The 21,508-nt window shown below is 59.2% G+C and carries 15 protein-coding genes; 11 read left to right on the top strand and 4 right to left on the bottom strand.

The annotated features are described in order from the left end of the window. The first annotated feature begins 26 nt into the window (after positions 1 to 26). The 8 genes from ACB034_RS00120 to ACB034_RS00155 all read left to right on the top strand — a co-directional run bounded on the left by ACB034_RS00120 (position 27) and on the right by ACB034_RS00155 (position 14,805). The gene (locus ACB034_RS00120) at positions 27 to 1,457 is read left to right on the top strand and encodes a VasL domain-containing protein (RefSeq protein WP_371171759.1); all 1,431 of its coding nucleotides are present in this window, start codon (positions 27 to 29) and stop codon (positions 1,455 to 1,457) included. A 289-nt stretch (positions 1,458 to 1,746) separates the two neighbouring features. After that, complete coding sequence (locus ACB034_RS00125; protein ID WP_338610521.1) at positions 1,747 to 2,034, top strand: type VI secretion system PAAR protein; 288 nt, start codon at positions 1,747 to 1,749, stop codon at positions 2,032 to 2,034. A gap of 10 nt (positions 2,035 to 2,044) precedes the next feature. Further along, positions 2,045 to 4,132 (top strand): type VI secretion system tip protein TssI/VgrG, encoded by a 2,088-nt coding sequence (gene tssI, locus ACB034_RS00130; protein ID WP_371171760.1) that lies wholly within the window; start codon positions 2,045 to 2,047, stop codon positions 4,130 to 4,132. After that, positions 4,108 to 4,938 (top strand): DUF4123 domain-containing protein, encoded by an 831-nt coding sequence (locus tag ACB034_RS00135; protein WP_371171761.1) that lies wholly within the window; start codon positions 4,108 to 4,110, stop codon positions 4,936 to 4,938. The genes tssI and ACB034_RS00135 overlap by 25 nt, the downstream gene beginning before the upstream one ends. Further along, positions 4,939 to 8,016 carry a hypothetical protein gene (locus tag ACB034_RS00140; protein ID WP_371171762.1) on the top strand — a complete coding sequence of 1,026 codons (3,078 nt, stop codon included), beginning with the start codon at positions 4,939 to 4,941 and terminating at the stop codon, positions 8,014 to 8,016. It abuts the gene before it with no gap. Then, complete coding sequence (locus ACB034_RS00145) at positions 8,003 to 9,022, top strand: hypothetical protein (protein WP_225631763.1); 1,020 nt, start codon at positions 8,003 to 8,005, stop codon at positions 9,020 to 9,022. The genes ACB034_RS00140 and ACB034_RS00145 overlap by 14 nt, the downstream gene beginning before the upstream one ends. Positions 9,023 to 9,187: 165 nt before the next feature. Next, positions 9,188 to 10,555, top strand: coding sequence for a tetratricopeptide repeat protein (locus tag ACB034_RS00150; RefSeq protein ID WP_371171763.1), 1,368 nt, complete (start codon positions 9,188 to 9,190; stop codon positions 10,553 to 10,555). A 434-nt stretch (positions 10,556 to 10,989) separates the two neighbouring features. Beyond that, positions 10,990 to 14,805, top strand: coding sequence for a DEAD/DEAH box helicase (locus tag ACB034_RS00155; RefSeq protein ID WP_371171764.1), 3,816 nt, complete (start codon positions 10,990 to 10,992; stop codon positions 14,803 to 14,805). Between the two features lie 88 nt (positions 14,806 to 14,893). On the opposite strand, the gene ACB034_RS00160 is transcribed toward ACB034_RS00155, so the two are convergent. After that, on the bottom strand, positions 14,894 to 15,787 hold the full coding sequence (locus tag ACB034_RS00160) for a DNA replication terminus site-binding protein (RefSeq protein WP_371171765.1): 894 nt from the start codon (positions 15,785 to 15,787) through the stop codon (positions 14,894 to 14,896). A 511-nt stretch (positions 15,788 to 16,298) separates the two neighbouring features. Between ACB034_RS00160 and ACB034_RS00165 the strand changes: the two genes are divergently transcribed. Together ACB034_RS00165 and astE are read left to right on the top strand one after the other, a co-directional pair. Beyond that, positions 16,299 to 16,508 (top strand): DUF1127 domain-containing protein, encoded by a 210-nt coding sequence (locus tag ACB034_RS00165; protein WP_026458132.1) that lies wholly within the window; start codon positions 16,299 to 16,301, stop codon positions 16,506 to 16,508. Between the two features lie 253 nt (positions 16,509 to 16,761). Beyond that, entirely contained in the window at positions 16,762 to 17,787 is a 1,026-nt protein-coding gene (gene astE, locus ACB034_RS00170; RefSeq protein ID WP_026458133.1) for a succinylglutamate desuccinylase, read from the top strand. Positions 17,788 to 17,866: 79 nt separating this feature from the next. Here the strand turns inward: astE and ACB034_RS00175 are convergent, their stop codons facing one another. Both ACB034_RS00175 and gloB read right to left on the bottom strand, forming a co-directional pair. Then, the gene (locus ACB034_RS00175; protein WP_371171766.1) at positions 17,867 to 19,423 is read right to left on the bottom strand and encodes a LysM peptidoglycan-binding domain-containing protein; all 1,557 of its coding nucleotides are present in this window, start codon (positions 19,421 to 19,423) and stop codon (positions 17,867 to 17,869) included. Positions 19,424 to 19,493: 70 nt separating this feature from the next. Continuing rightward, complete coding sequence (gloB, locus tag ACB034_RS00180; RefSeq protein WP_026457479.1) at positions 19,494 to 20,258, bottom strand: hydroxyacylglutathione hydrolase; 765 nt, start codon at positions 20,256 to 20,258, stop codon at positions 19,494 to 19,496. A 72-nt stretch (positions 20,259 to 20,330) separates the two neighbouring features. Here gloB and ACB034_RS00185 point away from each other — a divergent pair, with 72 nt between their 5' ends. Then, positions 20,331 to 21,053 (top strand): methyltransferase domain-containing protein, encoded by a 723-nt coding sequence (locus ACB034_RS00185; RefSeq protein WP_042028490.1) that lies wholly within the window; start codon positions 20,331 to 20,333, stop codon positions 21,051 to 21,053. Here ACB034_RS00185 and rnhA read toward each other — a convergent pair. Continuing rightward, on the bottom strand, positions 21,041 to 21,505 hold the full coding sequence (rnhA, locus tag ACB034_RS00190; protein ID WP_042069971.1) for a ribonuclease HI: 465 nt from the start codon (positions 21,503 to 21,505) through the stop codon (positions 21,041 to 21,043). The two genes, ACB034_RS00185 and rnhA, sit on opposite strands and share 13 nt — an antisense overlap. Between the last annotated feature and the right edge of the window lie 3 nt (positions 21,506 to 21,508).

Below are 21,508 nucleotides of genomic sequence, written 5' to 3' on the forward strand. Positions count from 1 at the left end.
GCCCCCCACAAGCTGTGGAAGTCGACATGTCACAAAATCAACAAGGCCAGCAGGCGCTCAAGGTGGGACGGGATCCCCGGATGCTGCCGGAATATGAAGCGCTGCGCGCCGAAATCAACAAGCTCAGTCACGCCTCCCGACCCGAGGTGGACTGGCTCAAGATCCATCAGCTTGCCAGCCAGATCTTCGAGAAACACGGGGTGGATCTGCAAACAGCCATCTATTTCACCCTGGCGCGCTCCCGTCTGCAGGGCTTGAGCGGCTTCACCGAGGGGTGCGAGTTTCTCGCCAACCTGATCGTGACCCAGTGGGAGAGTTTCTGGCCGCCGGTGCATCAGGAGCGGGCCCGTGTCGAGATGCTGGACTGGTTCATCGCCCGCATCAGCGACGTGATCCGCCAGTACCAGATCAGCCACGAAGACAAGCGGCTGGTCTATCGCTGCGAGCGGGCATTGCAACTCATCAGTGAAAAGCTGCACAACGCGGGCCTGAGCCGCATTCCCCGAGTCGAGAATCTGGTGCACTTCATCGAGGGGTATACCCACCTGTTCGATGAGACCGAGATCGTCATCGTCTCCGATGAACCCGGCCTCAAGGAGGATCTGCAGATCCCGCCCATGGTGTTCTTCAAGCCGGATATGGAGCACGACACCGGCCCCTCATCGGCATCCGCCACGCCGCACCTGCCTCAGGGCAGCATACTGGTGGGCCGCGAGAAGGGGCAGGTCAAGCCGACTGTGTTCAAGATTGAGCAGCACCGCAAGCCCCGTCCGGCCTGGTTCTGGTTTGGCTGTGGCCTGCTCAGCTGCGCCCTGCCGGTGATGGGGTGGCTGGGCTGGCAGCACCAGCAGCAGGAAAAAATAGTGGCAGCCGAGCGGTTGCAGCAGCCGGCCACCGAGCTGCCAAGGGCACTCAGCTACGACGATATCCGCCAGGCACGCATCGTCCTTGGTGAGCAGACCCTGCAAGGGATGGAGGGCGAGCTGGTGGCCAGCTACCAGGCCCAGCTGAGCCGACTGGAGCAGACCTCGCCGCTCTATTGGTATCGCTACGGGGAAGGATTGCGCAGCTCGCTGCAGATGCTCTACCCCGACTCGCTGGCGGTCAAGGCGCTGGACAAGCAGTGGCAAAATGCCTTGGCCAGCCAGGATGTGAACAACAACAGGGTACCGACCTATCTCGATGCCCGGGCCGGGGTGGATGCCCTGCTCGATCAACTGCTGGAGCTCGAACGCCAGCGCAAGACGGTGACCATCTCCTACCTCAAGTCCCAGCTCTACGAGGTGCAGAAGAACCTGATGCAGGACATTCCATTCAGCCTGCGCCTGAGTGAACTGGAGGCGCGAAAAGCATCGCAAGAGCCCATTACCGCCGCCGAGTTGAAAGGGCTGGAAAATGATCTCAAAGCGCTCAATATCCGGCTCTATCAGCTACAACAGGTACAAACTGGCAGCTGATTATTCTGTATTGAGCAATTTTTTGCGTGCCCATTGGTGAGATTCACTGTCAGGGCAAGCTCTTGCAGAGTTGTGGCCGGTTTTGCGCAAGACCTTGCGAGCTATTGCCTGATGGCTCGCAATATTTTATTTAATGCATTGTTTTTATTGATAAATATCAGGTTTGTTCGAGTGGCATAGTCTGTGCTGTGGCCCACTCTGCATGTTTTAGGCCCCGTGATTGTCACTGCTGCAAAGGGGCGTGGGGAGACGTAATGACTGCGTTTTTCCGCTCATATGGAGAATAACTATGTGCCCCGCTATCGCACTGCTCGGTGACATTGGCACCGACCACGACGGATTCCATCCCTCTCCGGTGATTGCCGCCAGCCCCGATGTCTTTCTCGATGGCAAGCCGGTGGCTCGCCAGGGCGACCCGCTGGCCCCTCACGACAAACCCAACAACCCGCCTCATCCACGCAGCATCTCGGGCGGGATCGGCTCAGTGCTGGTCAATGGCAAGCCCATTGCCGTGACGGGCACTGCCGTCGGTTGTGGCGGCGTGGTGATTGGATCTGGCAGCGGACAGGCAGGATAAGGAGCCCGTGATGGCAGACAGCACAGGATTACAATTTACCGTCAAGGTGGGGTCGCTGCCCGAGGGAACCTTCGTGGTGGCCGAGTTTGCCCTGGAAGAGGCGCTGAACGGCCCGTTCCAGCTGCGCCTTGAGTTGGCGAGTCCCCAGCCGGACATTGACTTTGCCGCCGTGCTGGACCAGCCGTGCGAGCTCTTGGTGTGGTATAACGGCGAGCTGCAGCGCCGGGTATGCGGGGTGGTCAGTGACTTTGCTCAGGGGGATAGCGGCTTTCGCCGCACTCGCTACCAGCTGCTGGTGCAACCGGCCCTGTGGCGGCTGGGGCTTCGCCACAACTCGCGCATATTCCAGGCGCAAAAGCCCGATGAAATCCTCAGCATCCTGTTGCAGGAGCACGGCATCACCGACTATGCCTTTGCCCTCAAAAATGAACATGCCCAGCGCGAATACTGCGTCCAGTACCGGGAGACCGACCTCGATTTCCTCAACCGTCTCGCCGCCGAAGAGGGGCTGTTCTACTTCTTTGAGTTTGAGCAAGGCAAACACCGTCTCGTGTTTGCCGACGATGCGGCGGCTCTGACGGCAGGTCCCGAGCTCTTCTTCAACCTTGGCAACCGTTCCCTCGCGCAAGGCGCCTACGTGCGCCAGTTCCACTATCGCGAGGCGGTGCGCACCTCGGATGTAGAGCTCAAAGACTACAGCTTCAAGACCCCGGCCTATGGGCTCTCCCACAAGAAGCTGGGGGCCGAGCTTGAGCATCAGCGCCAGAGCTACCAGCACTTCGACTACCCGGGCCGCTACAAGCAGGACGGCAGCGGCAAGGCGTTTGCCCAGCACCGGCTCGATGCCCTGCGCAATGATGCGGTGACAGGCCAAGGCAAATCCAACAGTGCGGCCCTGCTGCCGGGGCAGTATTTCTCCCTGACCGAACACCCGAACGGTAGCCTCAACAGCGACTGGCAAATTGTCCATATCCGTCACATCGGCCAGCAGCCCCAGGCGCTGGAAGAGGAGGGGGGCAGCGGCCCGACCGTCTATCACAACGAATTTGGAGTGGTGAAGGCGAGCAGCACCTGGCGGGCCCGTATTGGTAGCCCGCAAGCGCCCCACAAACCCATGGTGGACGGCCCGCAGATTGCCATGGTGGTGGGCCCGGAGGGGGAGGAGATTTACTGCGACGAGCACGGCCGGGTCAAGCTGCAGTTCCCCTGGGACCGCTATGGCAGTTCCAATGACCAGAGCTCCTGCTGGGTGCGGGTGAGCCAGGGTTGGGCGGGTGGTCAATACGGCATGATGGCGATTCCGCGCATCGGCCATGAGGTCATCGTCTCATTTCTGGAAGGAGACCCGGACCAGCCCATTGTCACCGGGCGCACCTACCACGCCACCAACCGGCCGCCCTATGAATTGCCGGCCAACAAGACCCGCACCGTGCTGCGCACCGAGACCCACCAGGGGGAAGGCTTCAACGAGCTGCGTTTTGAAGACCAAGCGGGGCAGGAAGAGATTTACCTGCACGGTCAGAAAGACCTGAACGTACTGATTGAGAATGATGCGGCCTGGCACATCAAGCACGATGAGCACAGAGACATCGACAACGAGCGGGTGACCCGTATCAAGGCCAATGACCACCTGACGGTGGAAGGTGAGAAGCGTGACCATATCAAGGGTGACCACTCGCTGACGGTAGATGCCAGCATGCACCAGAAGCTGGGGAAATCCCTGCTGGTTGAGGCTGGCAGCGAGGTACATCACAAGGCGGGCATGAAGATAGTGATGGAGGCCGGCGCCGAACTGACCCTCAAGGTGGGGGGCAGTTTTGTCAAAATCGACCCAAGCGGCGTCACTATCTCTGGCGGCTCCATCAAGATGAACTCGGGCGGCAGCCCCGGCTCCGGCTCCGGTTGGGGGGGGAAGATGCCCGGCTTGCCAATGGGGGTTGCATTAGCTCCTTATATTGTACCGCCAACACCAGAGATAATCCCGGCCATGTTGGTCGCGGCAAAAGCCGGTGTGGTCGCAATGCCCATGTGTGGCAAGCGCTCCAATGGCACATGTGAACGGGGGGACTGCACATGCAAACTCGATGGGAGCAGTTAACATCCCTGCATCGCTTTTCTCCCGATAGCTTGCCAATCAACTACCTGTTGATTGACATGGCGCGCTGGGAAGCGGCGCAAGAGGTGATCCACCAGTTCATTGAACAGCCCGAATTAACTCTGCTGTTTACTGGTACGCACCATCAAGCCTTATTGGAGGTGAGCCCCCTTTTGCTAAGGCTCCCATCAGATAGTGCGATAAAGGAAAGGTTGCTCACGGAAGTGCGTGACAGACGTGCTGGTGTTGCGCTTCGCGCATCGCTCTCTTGCGAAGAGCTAGCAAACCATTTCAGACAGTTCCTGACGGTGCCAGATGGGCAGGGGCAAAGCTATCTGCGCTTTTACGATCCGGCCATTTGGCTGGCTATCTATGTCAGCCAGTATGATGCTCCCTTGGTGAGCTCGGCGTTGGAGGCAGTGTACTTGCCTGACTGGTGCTCCACAGCGTGGTGTGAAATTGTCAGCGCTGAGCACGAAGCGGCCCTTGAGCAACCGGTGTGTTTGAGTTCGGAATTGCTGGCGATGGCTCAAAAAACCCGTCTGCTTTATAGCTTGCAAGCAGCCCGGATTGACCCTGCCCTGTGTTATGGTCTTGCCTCTTCGCTTGCATGCCTGATTGAGAAAGGTTTGACCGAGCAGTGGGAACTCATGCCTTGGCTCACTCTGCTTAATGATTACCCCGCACCCGTGCTGGATGGCCGCATGGCACAGTGGTTGGCCACCTTCGATATTGAGTGCCATGAGCCGCTGGCTGTGGCAAACCGTTTTTGGCAGCATCAGACCCATCAGCCAGTGGAGGCGTTATAGATGTCCGCACCAACCACGACTACGTCACCTGTAGTCAGCAATGTCATTGATGAAGGGCTCTGTCAGTCGCCGACCATGTTGCCTTTTGTTCCGTTGCCAGCAGCTGCATCAAATGAGTCGTTTGCTGCGGTCAAATCCCCCTGCTCGGCAAAAGAGTTTGAAGACATCTTCTACGTCAGCGGCTCCAACTGTTTCTGGCTGGTCGAGAAAAAAGCCTTCAAGAAGATAAAAATGGTGGTCAGTGAGTTTGAAGCCAAGGTGCTTGGCTCATCCAGCAAGCTGCAAGCGCTGGCTGCACAGGGTATTCAACTCGATAGCCTGATGATTAGCCCGACAGCATACAGCTTCTTGACCCCTGCCCAGCAGCAAGAATGGAGCAACATTCAGGCAAGAAGGCCAACCAGCCCGACTTTTTCACCCTATGGGGATAACAGCCAGGCAACAGTACACAAGCAATTTATCAATCGTGCTGCTGAGGATGCCAAATGCATCGCACAGCTGGAGCAGCTCAAACGTCAGGGGATAGAGCAAGCCAAGGCGCAAGGGTATGAAGTCGATAACAATGGCCACTACTATGACCCGCGTCAGGTCAAAATCGGCAAATTGCTGGCGCAATACAACAAGGCCCGTGCCACGTTTGTGGCAGAAAAGCCTCCGGCAGAGCAGATTGAATCGCTGCGACAGGCAGTGCTGGAAACCCAGACCCTGATGCAGGAGCACAGCAACGGTCTGATATGGCCGAGTGATGATTGGTTTAGTCATCGTCAGGATACCCTGGCCAAGATGACTGCGGCGCAGCAGACCCTCAATCGTTGCATCACCGAGCTTGGCGCGCTTGGGGTCGCCGTGCCTGAGTTTGCCCTGAGCGGTATAGAGGGGTGTGTGGCCGGTGATAAGTGCTACGCCAGTTGGTACGCCTATCTGGCCCAGAAAAAGCAGGCCGAAGAGGAGCTGGAGAAGACCACCAAGGCCTTCTTGACCGCGCTCGATAGTGGTTATGCCGCCAGCAGCGACAAAGAGAATCCCTTGTTGCCCCCCCAGCAGATGTTTCAGCGTCAGCTCGATGCCATCAATGCTGCCCACAAGCAAGCGAACGAGCTGTACGAAAAGGCACTGTTGGCCTGCTCCCGCCAAGTCCCTCCTCGGGTATTGGCATGGGAGGGGGAATATCAGCGCCAACCCATGGACGTATTAACCAAGGGCGATTATCCGCTGCGCGAGATCTGCTCGGCGGCGTTATCGGTAGAGCCGCTCAGCTACTTCAGCCTCTGGCAGTTGCCGGTAGACAAGGTTAGGGAGCGGGCAGGTGATCTGCTCAAACTGGAGCAGGATCCGGTGCTGCTCGCTTTGCTGGCGCAAGATGGCATTACCCCTCTCCCGCTGCAAAAGGGCTGGTTTTACAAAGAGAATGGCGCCCTCAATTTTGACAAGGTGGCCGACTACCTGGCGCAGAAGAACATCAAGGTGACGGCGCTGGATTCATGGCGTAGCCGCTTTGCCGGACACCTTGGCACATTGCTCTATCGCTCTGACAAGCAGGTGGAGTTTGGTCCCTTTGATGAGTCGCCCCAGGCGCAGCTGATGCGGATGATGAGTTACAGCGACTGGAAGGGCAAACTCAGCAGTTCCGGCAAGATAGACCCCCCGCCGATGACTCTGACCTATCAGGACGGCACCGTCTCCATGCCTGGACCGAGCGCCAGCTTGTCGGTTACAGCAGAGTTTTATCCTCTGCGCGGGGAGATCGATCTGTTCAGGATCACCTTGCCACGAGGTGCGAAACCCACGATAGCAACCCTGATCGCCCCCAAGAGTGGCAACAAATACCAGATCAATCTGGGCACCTGGGCCGTAGATGTCCATGCCAAGGCGTGGGGCAAAGCGGGCGCCATGCTCAAAGCGGGCCGTGAGGCATCGCTCAATGCCAGCGTGGGGGGAATTAGCCTCAGTGGGCTCGATGTGGCGGTCAAGGCTGAAGAGAAGGGGGAATTTACGGCCGAGGTTGGGGCTGAGGTGGGCTGCAGTCTGTCAGGACGCCTGCTTTGGACGCCGGATAGCAGCATGATCCAGCGTCTGGGGATAAATGGTCAAGCAGCCAAGCTGCCGCTTCAGCTGTGCAAGGCCACCACCGGGCTTAAGGCTGAAATCAAGGACACGCTGAGCGAGTTCCCCTTTATCCTGAGCTGGCGCAATAACCGGATGCGGCTGGGGGTCAAGGCCGGGGTGCTGGGAGGCAGCGCCAAGGCCAAGGGGTATTTCGAGTTTGAAGTGGATTGGCAGTCTACCGGTTATGTGGTGGCCATGTTTCAGGACCTGCTGCGCCGCTGCAACTACGAGCGGGTCGAAGTCTTCGCCGATGAGGAGAGCTATCAGCGGCTCTCCAGGGCGAGTCAGCTGGCGCTACTGCTGGGGGTCAATATTGGTCAGATAGTGGCCGCCGAGAAGGACTTTGTCGATCGTCTCTACGGCAAGCTTAATCGCAGCCAGAATGCGGGTCTGGTGGCGTGGACGTTGTCGGGTCACTTGCTGCCCAAAGCACGTAATCCCAATCCGGCATTACGCCCGGATACGGCTGGTGATGCCAAGGCCAATGCAGCAACGGAAGCCAAGCTTAAAGCGTGGGCCAACGGTCTACTGCCGGAGGCATTGGGCTCGTTATTGGGGACTTTGGTGGCAAGTTCCAAAGTACTGAGGTTGAACAATCCACCAGTCAATTTATCGGATAAAGAGACCCATGTGTTGCAGCAAATGACCATTGCACGCTTGGTTGATTGGCTCTATAGCGGTAAAGCTACTACTGATAATCGCCATAAGTTTCAAGAGGCGATAAGCCGCATGACCGATATCAATGTGCAAGATCAGATAGGTGCTTATAAGCGTAACCTTAGTACACTAGATAAATATATGGCTTTGCCTGCGGACAGTAGAAATGATGACCTTAAGTCAACATTAATAAAGTATCGGCGAGCTCGCAATGTGTTATCAAATATGCGTTGGGAAAATGCACAACCTAACTACAAAATTTCTAATATGTATGGTCGAGCTCAGATTCAGGATGGGTGGAATGTTAAGAGTTAATAAATTTTCAATGCTTGTGTTGAGCTCGTTGATCTTAGCCTCATTTGCAAACGTAGCTGCAGATAAGGTGGTGACAGCAGATGAGCTTTATCAACAAGCGGTTATCCCCTATGAACAAGGGTGGGATAAAGGACTGGATCTGATGTGGCAAGCGGCTAATGCGGGTAGTACTAAAGCGCTCTGTACCATTGCCAGTGGCTATCAAGGCACATCTTTGATTGTTAACGCTGATGCACAAAAATACTTTAAAAAAGCTGCTGAGTTAGGGGGGCTTTGTGGGATGCTAGCCCTTTCTAATATCGGTGAAAATGTCATGCTTGACTCAACATTAGCTGAACATCAAGGTGATGGTGGTTGGTCTGACAAGCTGATTAAGAAATCTAAGCAACTGGCTGAAGAAGGTGATATTGGAGGGTTGAAGACATATTCTTTCGTCCTATCATTAAAAAATGATGATAATGGTGCATGTAAATGGCTTGAGAAGGCAGCCCAAAAAGGGGATGCTGGAGCTCAGTTCAATTTAGCGAATGACATCCGAAGTGGCTGCGGTTGGTACCTTATCCCTGGCTCCCGTGATAAAGCTGAACGTTATTGGACAGAACAAGCCGCCAATCATGGCCATCCCAAGGCGATGGAGGTTATGTCCAGCTATGCTGAGACAGACAAAGATATTGTTGGAATGCTGGCTTGGCTCGAACGTGCAGCCAATACAGGAAATATTAACTCGATAAGGATCTATAGCACTTATCTGATGGGAGGCGATGAGTTTACCATTCCAATTCCTGCTGATATGCAAAGCAATAAAAAAGCTTACGCTTGGTTATATGTGTTAATCCATCAACTACCACCAGAAACTGAGGATTCAGCCTATTCCCGTTCTGTTAAAGAACTCAGTATTCTTGAAAAAAAACTCTCAGAGAATGAAATTGAAGACGCTAAATCTTGGGCTAACGAATGGATGAAAACGCATCAAGTTAGAAGTTACTTTTTAGAGTTCGGAATGTAACAGATCTTGTTGTTACTGCAAAAACCACCTGACAGGCAAGGCTAATGGCCAGGGAAGGCGCCGCATCAGCTTTATGCCCATCAGGTGGCTGTGTAGCATAGCGGATTCGCCAGCAAGACAGCACTACCTCATCCGTCACTTTTTCACTCTGCGAAGAATTTTCCCATGACACATCGAGCCTTATGGCTGGCGCTGACCGCCAGCATGTTAACTGCCTGCTCTGCCACGGCACCACGAACTGACGCCGAGTTATCTCAAGCCGCACGGCAAGGGGATGGCAAGGCCCAGTACGAGCTGGCCCAGCGGCTTGCCGCCAAGCCGGATTATCCCAATGCCATGCACTGGATGCAGCAGGTCGCCCGGGAGAGCGGTACCCTGGCGGCTGATCGGCAGACCCGTGCCAGCGCCGCCTGGCAAGTGGGGGAGTGGTATCAGGCCGGATTGGGCGAGCCCAAGGATCCGGCGCAGGCGACCCAGTGGTGGCAGCGTTCGGCGCGCCTTGGCAATACCAATGCCAGCTATCAGCTGGGGGTGGCGTGTCGGGAACAGCATCAGGGCAAGCTGGTGAGCGAGTGTCTCGACTGGTTCGAGCAGGCCGCCAAGGGGGAGCATGCCGAGGCACAACTGGTCCTGGGTCAGTGGTATGCCACGCAGCGCGGTGCCGACGAAGATGCCGTCAAGTGGCTCGAAAAAGCAGCCGATCTTGGCAACCGCGATGCCCAGTACCAACTTGGCTTGCGCTATGAGCAGGGCAAGGGGGTAGCCAAACGTGGCGATCTGGCGCAGCGCTGGTATGACAAGGCGGCGGCCCAGCAGCAGCCGGATGCCTTGCTGTGGCAGGCGAAGCAGGCAGCGCCTGCCAACGCGCTTGCGGCCTATCAAGGCGCCGCCAATGCCGGTTCCGCCGAGGCCGAGCTCTGGTTGGGCATGGCCTATCTGGCGGGTGAGCAAGTCAAAGCGGATCCGGCCCTTGGTCGCTACTGGCTGGAGCTGGCGGCTGGCCACGGCAATCACGAGGCGCAATATCAGCTGAGCTTGCAACAGACTGCGCCGGGCGATCGCATCCAGCTGCTGACTCAGGCGGCGCAAGGGGGCGTGACCAAGGCCTGGTTCGAGTTGGCTCAGTTGCAACAGGAGCAGGGGGAGCTGGAGCAAGCCAGGGCCAGTTATGGCAAGGCCGCACAGCAAGGGCATACCCGGGCGCAATACACCTATGGGGAGATGTTGCGCCTAGGCCAGGGGGGCCAGGAAGATTATGCCCTGGCGCTCAAGCAGTATCGTCTGGCTGCGATGAAGAACAATCGGATGGCGCAATACCGCATGGGAACCCTACGTGAAGAGGGACTGGGGGCGCCGCGCAACCGGATCCATGCCTATGCCTGGTTGTCGCTGGCGGCGACCGAAGGAATGCCTGAGGCGGCGCAGGCACGGGACGAGCTGGAAGCGGCGATGACCAAGCCGGAAGTCAAAAAGGCTCAAAAATTGTCGGAGCACTGGTTTGGGAAGATGACGACAGAGGCTCAAGGTAGCTAGACCAAAGGCCGCGCCTGGCCTGACGTTTTTTACTCCTGTGTCACGGCTGGTGGTGATTTAATCACCAGAGATGGGATGGCCCGGCAGGGGCTATCCCATCGTCTTTTTGATGTGTCAAAACGCCTGTATATCTGGCTCCATTTGGCTGTTTTCGCGGGTCAAAAGTGAAAGCGTTTTCAGAAATCCTTTTCAACTGTGATCCGCTTCAAAGCTTTTTCGTGCGTCAACCTCTAGCATTGGCACCACGAATTAGGGGCTAACGCTCCCGATTTTCCCGCTGTGGGAGGTAACTGGTGAATCCAGCTATTTCCTTCGTTACTTTCGACGGTCATCAATGGATGGCCGTTTTTTTTTTGCGTTATTTCGTTGTCAAGGGTCGAGCCGTTGGCGCTTTACCGTTAAAATTCCGCTTTTGCACCTGCCCGTGAGTCTTGATGTCTGTTTCCACTCTCTCTTCGGATAGCTATGCCCTGCTCACCGCGTTGCAACTGCAGCGCATTGCCAGTACCCGCCTGCTGCAAGAGCAGCTGGGGCTGGGTCACTCCCTGCCTGGCGACCTGCTCCGGCTGCAAGATGCCGGACTGGTGAGGCTGCGGGGGGAGCAGCAGTGGAGCCTGACGGCCGAGGGAACGCTGGCGCTGATCCTGGGAGTGCGTGGCGGGTTTTGTCCCGCGCCGGACTGGCACAAGGTCTCCTCCCTGACCGGTCAGGATCTCGCCCATGCCTTGGTGCGCGAGCTGTGTCGCGGTAAGGCGGGGGAGGTTCCGGCCTACTTCTCGGCCAGCGAACTGCTGACCCTGCTCGACACGCCGGACGCCTACCAACTGCTGGCAGGCTCCAGCCCCGCCTGGCAACAGTTGCTGCTGGAACACTTCTCCCTGCAACTGCTGCTCGATGCTCCTTATGAAGCGCAGTGGCCGCTGGCTGGCCAGCTGCATCGCTGCGCCCCCGAGGTGCAACCCCTCGCCCGGGCATTCGAGGCGGAGTGGCGCTGGCTCTGTGGAGATGATGACGGGGTGAGCACCGACTGGCCCGCCTTGCAGGCGCTGGCCATAGAGTCGCAGGGGCCGCTTGGCGAGCGCCTGCTGACTGCCCTCGGCCAGTGGCAGGGGAGTCATGAGGCCGGGCAGTGGCCCCGTTCGTTCAGCGCCCTGCTCTGGCTGGGCTGGTTGCAGCAGGCCGATCCCGTGGTGGCGAGCGAGCAGCGCAAGAAGTGGCAGCGCAGCCTGGCGGGCCAGTTCCCCTTGCTGGGTGACCTGCTCAGCCAATGGGCGGGGGAACGCCACGGCCAGGCCGTCGGCCTGTTCGATACCCTGCAACTGCCGGTGGAGGAGTTGCACTGGGGTTACCTCTGGCTCGATCTCTGTGCCCTGGCTCGCCACGGCGCCCAGAGCCCCCAGGTGGCCATGCTGCACAAGTGGGATCTCACCCATCTGCTGGATGCCGCACCCCACCACAGGCTGATGGTTTTTTGTCAGGATCTGCTGCGCCTGCTGCTGGAGGAGACGGTCAAGGGGGCGCCCTTGTGCCAGCTGCAGGAGGGCGATAAGGATGACGACGAGAGCGACGAGGAGAAGACGGCGGCGTCCGCCAACTGGCTCAACTGGTTGCAGGGGCTGGGGCGTGCCAGCGGGGTGCGCAAGCCCCAGGAGCGGCTGGTGTGGCTGCTGCACGCCGACGGCCCCGAGCTCGAGTGCAAGATCCAGAAGCTCAGCACCAAGGGGGAGTGGACTGCCGGTCGCCGGGTCGATCCCACCCTGCTCTCCACCCAGTATGCGGCCCTGCTCGATGAGCACGACTGGGCGCTTGTGCGCACTCTGCCGCGGGTGATGAGCCGCTTGCCCCGGGATGTGTGGGCGCCCCTTGCCAATCATCCGCGTCTGTTCAATGCCAGAGGGCAGAAGCTGCAGCTGGCGCTGACCGCGCCCCTGCTGCAGATAGTGGCGGTGGAGCAGGGGATGAGCGCCCGCCTCATCCCGGCCGCTGCCGCGCGCGGGGCCCATATCATGCCGTTGGCCCAGGACTTGTGGCAGCTTATCCTCACCCCCCAGCCTCTGCTCGATCGCCTGCCGGCCCTCGAAGCCATCCCCCTGTTGCCCGCCGAAGGGCTGGCTGAGCTGCAACAGACCCTGGATGCCATCCCGGATCTGCCCTGGCACAGCCAGGTGGCCGGTTTGCAGGGCAATGCCAAACTGGCCCCCTGGCCAGGGATCCCGTCGGTCCAGCTGGACTGGCAGGATGGCCAGCTCTCGGTCAGGCTGGTGACCCGCTTCGATGACGTGCCCCCCCAGCCTCTTGGCAAGGGGGAAGCCATCGTGCGCCAGGGGATCCAGGAGTATTGCTACTGGCAACGGGATCTGGCGGCCGAGAAGGAGCAGGCCCAAGCGCTTCGCGCCGCCCTGCCCATCGGCCTGCCCGGTACCGAGTGGCGACTCGAGGGGGAGCAGGCGTTGGCGCTGGTCAACGCCCTGCCCGAGCTGGTGGATAACGGCGTAGTCATCCATTGGCATCAGGACAGCGCCCGTTTGAAGAGTTTGGACGAGGCGGCCCTGAGTCTTCGTATCGAGCGGCGCCAGGACTGGTTCCAGGTGGAGGGGGCCTTGTCCCTCGATGAGCACCAGATCCTCGATCTGCGCCTCATCCTGCGCCAGATGACCCCGGGTCAGCGCACCGTTCAGCTCGACGAGAAGACCAGCCTGATGCTGAGCGACAAGCTGGTAGAGCGCCTCACCATGCTGGGGGCCATGCTGGACGAAGATCAGCGGATCAACAACAAGCTGGCCTATCCCCTGACCCGGCTGCTCTCCGTCATCACCACCGAAGGGGATGCCGCCTGGCAGAACCTGCAGCAGGAGTGGCAACAGGAGGTCGAGTGCCCGGCCGAGCTGCTCGAGGCGCTGCGGGATTACCAGAAGGATGGCGTGCGCTGGCTTGCGACCCTGGCCCATCACGGCTTCGGCGCCTGTCTGGCCGACGACATGGGCCTTGGCAAGACGCTGCAGGCCCTCATCGTGCTGCGCATGCGCCAGCATCTGGGCCCTGCGCTGGTGGTGGTGCCAAAATCTGTGGTCACCAACTGGCAGGAGGAGGTGGTCCGCTTCGCCCCCGAGCTGGAGGTGGTGACCGTCGATAATCCTGCTGAGCGGGAAGGGGTGATCCGCGAGGCCAAAGCGGGCCAGGTGATCCTGCTCAATTACGGCATGCTCGGCGGCCTGTCGGCGGCGCTCAAATCCCGCCGCTGGCCCTCCATCGTGCTGGATGAGGCGCAGCAGATCAAAAACGCCGGTACCCAGCGGGCCAAGCTGTTGTTCCAGCTCGAGGGGGATTTTCGTCTTGCCCTTTCCGGCACCCCCATCGAGAACCATCTGGGGGAGCTGTGGAGCCTGTTTACCTTCATCAACCCGGGCCTGCTCGGGAGCCTCGGTGAGTTCAAGCGCCGCTTTGGCAAGGCGGTGAAGGATCCCCAGCACATGGCGTTGCTGCGGGCGGTGATCAGCCCCTTCATCCTGCGGCGACTCAAGCAGGAGGTGCTGACCGAGCTGCCGGACAAGACCGAGATCATCCATCACATCAGCCTCTCCCCCGAGGAGCGCCAGCTCTACGAGGCGACCCGGCGCGAGGTGGTGCAGCAGGTGCAAAGTGCCGACGGCCGAGCCCTGATGCACGTGTTGAGTGGTCTGACCCGGTTGCGCCGGCTCTGCTGCTCCCCCGAGCTGGTGATGCCGGAGTGGTCCCAGACCAGCAGCAAGCTGGACGAGGCGATGGCGCTGCTGGAGGAGGCCATCGACGGCGGCCACCGGGTGCTGGTGTTCAGCCAGTTTGTCGATCTGCTGAGCCTGTTGCGCGCGCGGATCGAGCAGCGAGAGTGGGACTACTGCTATCTGGATGGAGCCTGCTCGGCCAAGGCGCGTCAGGACTCCATCCTGCGTTTTCGCAGCGAGTCCGTGCCGCTGTTCCTCATCAGTCTCAAGGCGGGGGGCACAGGGCTCAACCTGACCCAGGCCGATACCGTGCTGCACCTGGACCCCTGGTGGAATCCGGCGGTGGAGGATCAGGCGAGCGATCGAGCGCACCGGATGGGGCAGACCCAGCCGGTCACCGTCTATCGCCTGGTGTGCGAGCAGACGGTGGAGGAGAAGATAGTCGCCCTGCACGACGAGAAGCGGGCGCTGGCCGATGGCCTGCTGAGCGGTCAGTCCGAGGTGCGTGGCCTCGATGTGGAGAGCCTGCGGGCCCTGCTGATGAGCTAAGATCGCGCCGCCAAGGGTAAAAGAGAGGGGAACATCTGCGGATGCTCCCCTCTTTTCTTTGGTCAATCTGCACAGGGTCGGGCGCCGCTTACCCCTGATAGAGGTAGAGGTGGAGCCGCTCTATGATGGGCTCGCCGCCAATCTTGCGATCCCGCCGCGCCTGCCGGCTCTTGGGCGGGTAGTGGCCAAGATGAGTCACGGCAGGGGAGCTGTCTGCGCAGAGCAGCAGGGGCAGGCTCGCCTTGATCTGCTGCTTGCGGGGCGTGCGCGCCTGCCACAACAGGTTGATCATGGGGTGGGTCTTGACCGGGCGGCGGATCCGCAGCTCGGTATCAGCGGGCAGGCGACGGATGTCGTACACCTCCTGATCTACCATCTTGCTCCACTCCTCGTTGTTGGAGAGGGCCGGCACGTAGCGGCGGCTGCGCTCCAGCATCTCCAGCACCTGCTCCCGGCTGAGGCGGTTGATGGTCTGCTTGTCGGCCCAGGTAAATCCCAACGATTGCAGCTCTCCATCCAGCAGGGTCAGCTTGCGATAGACCTGCAGGGTGATGACGCCGGGCAGAGCGGTGTGGACCAGCTCGAACTTCTCGTCCCGCCCGCCGGCCTGCTGCACCAGCCCCTTGAACTCAAGCTTGTGGCGGTTGATCTCCTCAATCAGGGGGGCCAGCAGGGGTGCTGCGGCGGCCGGGAAACGCAACCAGCCGGGCAGGCGATGAGTTGCCTTGGTGGAGCAACCCGGGCGGGCGCTGTGATCCTGATAGGCGGCCAGGGTGTCGGCGAGTGCCTCCTCCCCGCACAGATAGCCCACCTCGATCCGCTCGATGGGGTCGTGCTCTTCCCCTTGCGGGACCGGGGGCAGGGGATAGACATGGGCCTCTTTCAGTTCGAGCTGGCGCAGCTGCGCGGCCAGCCGGGCCAGTGAATCTTCAATCGCCTCCATCTTTTGGCGCAGGGCGGCGGTAGGGGTAAAGGTGTCCATCGATGATCCTGTTGTCGCATCCGGCCCTGGAGCGGGCTCGGTGATAGGCAAACCACTGTATAAATAACCATACCAGCATGGCGGCGAGGCGCCAAGTCGTGGATGGCTGCTGGCCTCATGCATGGGAAAGAGACGGCGCCAGGCAGGTTTCTTTTGTGTCATTGGGTTAAATAACGATCAATAAAAGATCAATAAATTAACAAAACGCTGTAAAGACGAGGTGATCGGCGCAGGGGTGGCATGCTGCGAGTGCATAGGATGCGTGCTAAATTGCATATATAGAGGGCTCCTGCCCAGCACAATATGCTGTGGCAGCATACGGCTGCTGTTCGTGTTTTATTAATCCTTTATATTCAATGAGTTAAATTTAAATCGTTGCGCATTTAACCATTAGTTTTGCTAATGTCATGTATCAAAATTCGTCAATTGAGACGGATCCGGCCCCTGACTAAGCTTTGCGCATCATCTTCAAGCCCAGTGCGCAAACATCAGAACCCGGAGGAGCCATACCATGGCCAACATGACCTATACCCAAGCCGGTTATCACCACGACAGCGAGCTGAACCTGATCGCTCGTGCCAAGATGACCGTATTGACCTGGCTGGAGCGCAGCCGCAGCCGTCGCCAGCTCTCTGAGCTGCCCGAGTACCTGCTCAAGGACATCGGTCTGAGCGAAGCCGATCGCTATCAGGAAACCACCAAGCCGTTCTGGCGTGGTTAATCGACCGGGCATGGATGCCTCGTTGTTCTGCTGATCCCCATCCCCCTTGCCAGCCAGTGATCGACCGGCTGCACCACGCTGTTTTTCCCCGCCAGCAACCCTTTAATGCTTGCCCTTGACCCTATTGGTTTCTGCGCCAGCCTGTTCGCCAACTTGTATCATTAATGTTTGAATTTGTTTAAAAAACGGATTTTAAGCCGCGTCGCCTTGCGTATAATCCACCCTAGTGTTTCAGACCAAGAGGGTGAGATGGATGATTCCCCAGCATGATTTTTTGGCCTTGACTCGCAGCCATGAGTGGCAGCTCGAGCCCTTTTCCTATGCATTGGCCAATGGCGACAGGGTGAGTGTCTGGGATACCGGCGTGCTCTGCCTCGAGCCCGCCTCCGGGGCCGGTGATCAACCGGGCGGGCGCAAGGATATCGTGCTCTCCTGTGGCATTCACGGCAACGAGACGGCCCCCATCGAGATCTGCAACCAGCTGCTGACCCGATTGCTCGAGGGGGAGCTGCAGGCTCGCCACCGGATCCTGTTCCTGTTTGGCAATCCGGCCGCCATGAACCTCGGGGTGCGGGAGGTGGAGGAGAACATGAACCGCCTCTTCTCTGGCGCCCACAGCAAGGGGGAGGGGCTGTGCAACCGGGAGCGGATCCGCGCCATGCGCCTCGAGCAGTATGTGAGCCGCTTCTTCGCCGATCCGGACCGCCCGCGCTATCACTACGATCTGCACACCGCCATTCGTGGCTCGCGCCATGAGAAGTTTGCCGTCTATCCCTTCCCCCACGAGCGCCCCCACTGCCGGGAGCAGGTTCAGTTTCTCGGTGCCTGCGGAGTGAGAACCATCTTGCTCTCCGGTGGCCCCACCACCACCTTCAGCTATTACAGCTCTCACCAGCATGGAGCCCACGCCTTCACGGTGGAGCTGGGCAAGGTACGCCCGTTTGGCGAGAACGACATGACTCGCTTCATCGAGACCAAGGTCGCATTGCAGGAGCTGGTGACCCGGGACGAGGTGGCACTGGAGCCCTGGCGCGCCGAGGACTTCACCCTGTTTGCCATCGATCGGGTGATCAACAAGCGATCCGAGCAGTTTCGCTTCCTGTTCGCCAGCGACGTGGACAACTTCACCGAATTCCCCCAGGGGTTCGTGCTGGCTGAGGATGGGGATCTGAGATACACGGTCGAAAAGCCGCGCGAGGCCATCGTCTTCCCCAATGCCAACGTGGAGGTGGGGCAGCGTACCGTGCTGCTGGTGGTGCCGACCCGGCTATGGGACTAGTCGCTACCGCGTTGAAAAGAAACGGGGCCAGTCAGTTGACTGGCCCCGTTTTTGTGTCGGGTCAAGGCGTGGGTCGCACTTAGCTGTTGTTGTTCACAAACAGGGTCAACTCCTGGCCCGGCTTGAGGTAGTCCCCCTTGTCGAGCTGGTTCCAGCGCATCACATCGTTGATGGCCACCTGGAAGCGGGCCGCGATGGAGGAGAGGGAGTCGCCACGGCGAACCTGATAGACCACCGACTTGTTGCTCTTCCCCTGCTTGGGATAGACCACCAGATTCATGCCCGGCTTGAGGGCCGACTTGGCATTCAGGCCGTTCCACTTGGCCAGCTCGTTGTGAGAGACGCCGTGGACCTTGCTGATGCTCCACAGGGTATCGCCGGAGCGCACCTTGTAGCTCACCTTGTTCTTCGACGTGCTCGCACGACTCGCCAGCTGCTGCGGCTTGCTGGCAACCGTGGGCTGGCTACTGACCACCGCCTTGCCGCCAAGGGGGATCACCAGCTGCTGGCCACGGCGCAGGTTGTTGCTGCGCAGGTTGTTGGCCAGTTTCAGCTCGCTCACGCTGACACCATGGTTCTGGGCGATGCGCGACAGAGTGTCTCCGCTGACCACCTGATAGGAGCGGGTACGGATACGCTCGCTCTTGGGCAGATCCGCCAGCGCCAGCTCCAGAGTATCGGCGTATTCGACCGGTACCAGCAGCCGGTAGGGGCCACGGGGGGACATCACGCCACGACTCAGGGCCGGGTTAACCTCCTTGAGATGGGAGACGCGCAGGCCTGCCAGCTGGGCAGCCACGTTCAGATCGATCTGGCTGCCAGTCTCGACAACCCGCAACTTGGGCTGGTTGGCAAGCACCGGCAACTTGATGTTGTACTTGTCCGCATTGCTGAGCATGTCCGCCATGGCCAGGATCTTGGGCACGTACATCTGGGTTTCCCGCGGCAGATCGAGGGACCAGTAGTCGGTCGGGCGACCGGCACGCTGGTTGCGCACGATGGCGTTGCGAACCCGCCCTTCACCGGCATTGTAGGCGGCCAGGGTTTGCAGCCAGTCACCATCAAAGAAGCGGTTCAGGTATTCCAGATAGTCGAGCGCCGCATTGGTGGACGCCAGCACATCCCGGCGACCGTCATACCAGTTGTCATGACGCAGGCCGAAGTTTCGGCCGGTGGCGGGTACAAACTGCCACAGACCGACCGCATTGCTGCGGGAGCGAGCACGAGGATTGAACATGCTCTCGATCATCGGAACAGTAATAAGCTCCATTGGCAGCTCACGCCGTTCTATTTCCTCCACCATCAGATATAGGTAGGGTTCAGCCCGGCTGGCAATGGTCGCCAGATGCTTGTCGTTGCGCAGCAACCACTCGCGTTGCTTCCTGATGCGGGGGTTATCCGGGGTATCCAGTTGCATATCATCGCTGATACGCACCCACAGATTGTCCGTATCTTCCATTTCGTCCAGCTGTTCATCGCCGAAAACGAAACGTGAAGCATGTTTTTTATTCGCTTTTTTATTGACCTGGGGGGACTTGAGCGGCTCGATTGCCGTTAGCGCCCGGTCATCCTGATGGCTCAGGTTTTGGCAGCCGCTGAGCAACAGCGCTGCCAATAAGGCCGTTCGTACCTTCATCTCGTTCCGGTCATTTGTAACAAAAACAGCCCGCATCATAAGGGGCAACGTCCCCCTGATCAAGGTTTGCTCAAAAAACGTCCTTCCATTGGCGCAGGATGGTGAAGGTATCTACCGGATTTTCCACGCATTTTAGTGCGTGTTTTTCAGCAGAAAATCTTACCGAGTCCGCCTCGCAACGCAGAAAAACGTTGAATGACTTTTCGTCCCCGAGCCGGCTAGGCAGGCTGGGCAGCCCTTGTTGGCGCCGTTTGCTGATCAGCCCGATCTGGCGCTGGATCGCCGGGTTGTCCGGCTCGACCGCATAGGCAAAGCGCAGGTTGGACAGGGTGTACTCATGGGCACAATAGATGAGGGTGTCGTCGGGCAGGGCCGCAAGGCGTTCTAGCGAGCGATACATCTGCTCCGCCGTCCCTTCGAACAGGCGACCGCAACCAGCGGAGAAGAGGGTGTCACCGCAAAACAGCATGCCTTCGCTGTAATAGGCGATGTGGCCACGGGTATGGCCGGGTACATGGATCACCTCAAGGGCGAGACCATGCCAGTTGATCTGATCGCCATCCTCCAGCCATTGGCCGTGGTGATCCGGCATGGGGTCCAGTTTGGGCCCATACAGCTTGGCGTGGGGGAAGTGGCCGAGCAGTTCGCCAACACCGCCGACATGATCGTGATGGTGATGGGTCAGCAGGATGGCATCGAGCTGCAACTCCAGTGCGGCCAGCCGCTCCAGCACCGGAGCCGCGTCGCCCGGGTCGACGACCAGGCAATGATTTTCGTGTCGGATCAACCAGATGTAGTTGTCGTTAAAGGCTGGAACTGTGATCACTGGATACATGAGTCTGCTTCTCTTTAGGGAGGGTATCTTATATAACAGGATGGCGTTCGAAACCCCGAGTTGAGCCCTATTATGCAGGTGGCACGTACCGAACAACAAATCGAGATCCCGACCAGCTGGTCCGCATTGCCCATGGGGGACTGGGTGGCGGGTGAAATTCAGGAGCGGCTCGACAACTGGTGCCCAAACCTGTTTGGCTATCATCTGTTGAAAATAGGTGCCCTGAGCGCCGAGCTCTCCTGCAAATGCTCCTCCATTCGCCACCAGATCGGTGTCGCCCCCGAAGGTCGGCTGCTCGACATGTACGGCGATCCGCTGGACTTGCCGGTGCGTACCGGCAGCGTCGATGCCTGTCTGCTGGCCCACTGTCTCGATTTCTCTGCCGATCCCCATCAGGTATTGCGCGAAGCCGAACGGGTGTTGACCGACGATGGCTGGCTGATCGTCAGCGGCTACAACCCGTTGAGTCTGGTCGGGATCGGGCATTACATGCCGGTGCTGCGGCGCAGGTTGCCCTGGTCGGCACGTATGTTTACCCCGGGACGGGTCACGGACTGGCTGCAGTTGCTGGGGTGCGAGGTGATGTTCGATGAACGCTTTGGCTACTCGTTCATGGGACGACAAAGCTGGCATAGCTGGTGGCGGGAGAGCCTGGGACGGGATTATTGCCGGGGATTTGCCTCTGTCTATGTGATTGCCGCCCGCAAGCGGCGCTTTCCACTCATCCCGGTGCGACGCCGCTGGCAGTTGCCAAAATCGCTGGCCACACCGGGAATGGCGCGTCAGGGCTGGTAGCCGGTATCCTCGGCCAACTGCTTGCCGCAGGCAGCCTCTCTGGCCAGCTCGTCACAGCGTTCGTTCTCCGGATGGCCGGAGTGCCCCTTGACCCAGAGCCACTCGATCTGGTGGCGGCTCACTTCCGCATCCAGCGCCTGCCACAGGTCGACATTCTTGACCGGCTGGCGATTGGCCGTCATCCACCCTTTTTTCTTCCAGCCGATGATCCACTGGGTGATCCCCTGGCGCACATACTGGCTGTCTGTGGTGAGGCGAACCTGGCAGGGCTCGTTCAGGGTGCGCAGGCCCATGATGGCAGCCATCAGCTCCATCCGGTTATTGGTGGTGAGCCGAAAACCGGCGCTGATCTCTTTGCGATGCTTGCCATAAACCATGACGGCACCGTAACCGCCCGGGCCCGGATTGCCGAGGCAGGAGCCATCCGTGAATAAATCAATCTGTTTTAACATGAG

Source organism: Aeromonas sp. S18(2024) (assembly GCF_041402525.1).
Lineage (GTDB): Bacteria > Pseudomonadota > Gammaproteobacteria > Enterobacterales > Aeromonadaceae > Aeromonas > Aeromonas enteropelogenes.

What these genes read in the sequence shown, in the direction of transcription:
- rnhA (WP_042069971.1), bottom strand. Translation starts at nt 21,505, where the DNA reads ATGTTAAAACAGATTGATTTATTCACGGATGGCTCCTGCCTCGGCAAT.
- ACB034_RS00175 (WP_371171766.1), bottom strand. Translation starts at nt 19,423, where the DNA reads ATGAAGGTACGAACGGCCTTATTGGCAGCGCTGTTGCTCAGCGGCTGC.
- ACB034_RS00155 (WP_371171764.1), top strand. Translation starts at nt 10,990, where the DNA reads ATGTCTGTTTCCACTCTCTCTTCGGATAGCTATGCCCTGCTCACCGCG.
- ACB034_RS00125 (WP_338610521.1), top strand. Translation starts at nt 1,747, where the DNA reads ATGTGCCCCGCTATCGCACTGCTCGGTGACATTGGCACCGACCACGAC.
- ACB034_RS00165 (WP_026458132.1), top strand. Translation starts at nt 16,299, where the DNA reads ATGGCCAACATGACCTATACCCAAGCCGGTTATCACCACGACAGCGAG.
- ACB034_RS00160 (WP_371171765.1), bottom strand. Translation starts at nt 15,787, where the DNA reads ATGGACACCTTTACCCCTACCGCCGCCCTGCGCCAAAAGATGGAGGCG.
- ACB034_RS00135 (WP_371171761.1), top strand. Translation starts at nt 4,108, where the DNA reads ATGCAAACTCGATGGGAGCAGTTAACATCCCTGCATCGCTTTTCTCCC.
- ACB034_RS00120 (WP_371171759.1), top strand. Translation starts at nt 27, where the DNA reads ATGTCACAAAATCAACAAGGCCAGCAGGCGCTCAAGGTGGGACGGGAT.
- ACB034_RS00185 (WP_042028490.1), top strand. Translation starts at nt 20,331, where the DNA reads ATGCAGGTGGCACGTACCGAACAACAAATCGAGATCCCGACCAGCTGG.
- gloB (WP_026457479.1), bottom strand. Translation starts at nt 20,258, where the DNA reads ATGTATCCAGTGATCACAGTTCCAGCCTTTAACGACAACTACATCTGG.
- ACB034_RS00140 (WP_371171762.1), top strand. Translation starts at nt 4,939, where the DNA reads ATGTCCGCACCAACCACGACTACGTCACCTGTAGTCAGCAATGTCATT.
- astE (WP_026458133.1), top strand. Translation starts at nt 16,762, where the DNA reads ATGATTCCCCAGCATGATTTTTTGGCCTTGACTCGCAGCCATGAGTGG.
- ACB034_RS00145 (WP_225631763.1), top strand. Translation starts at nt 8,003, where the DNA reads ATGTTAAGAGTTAATAAATTTTCAATGCTTGTGTTGAGCTCGTTGATC.
- tssI (WP_371171760.1), top strand. Translation starts at nt 2,045, where the DNA reads ATGGCAGACAGCACAGGATTACAATTTACCGTCAAGGTGGGGTCGCTG.
- ACB034_RS00150 (WP_371171763.1), top strand. Translation starts at nt 9,188, where the DNA reads ATGACACATCGAGCCTTATGGCTGGCGCTGACCGCCAGCATGTTAACT.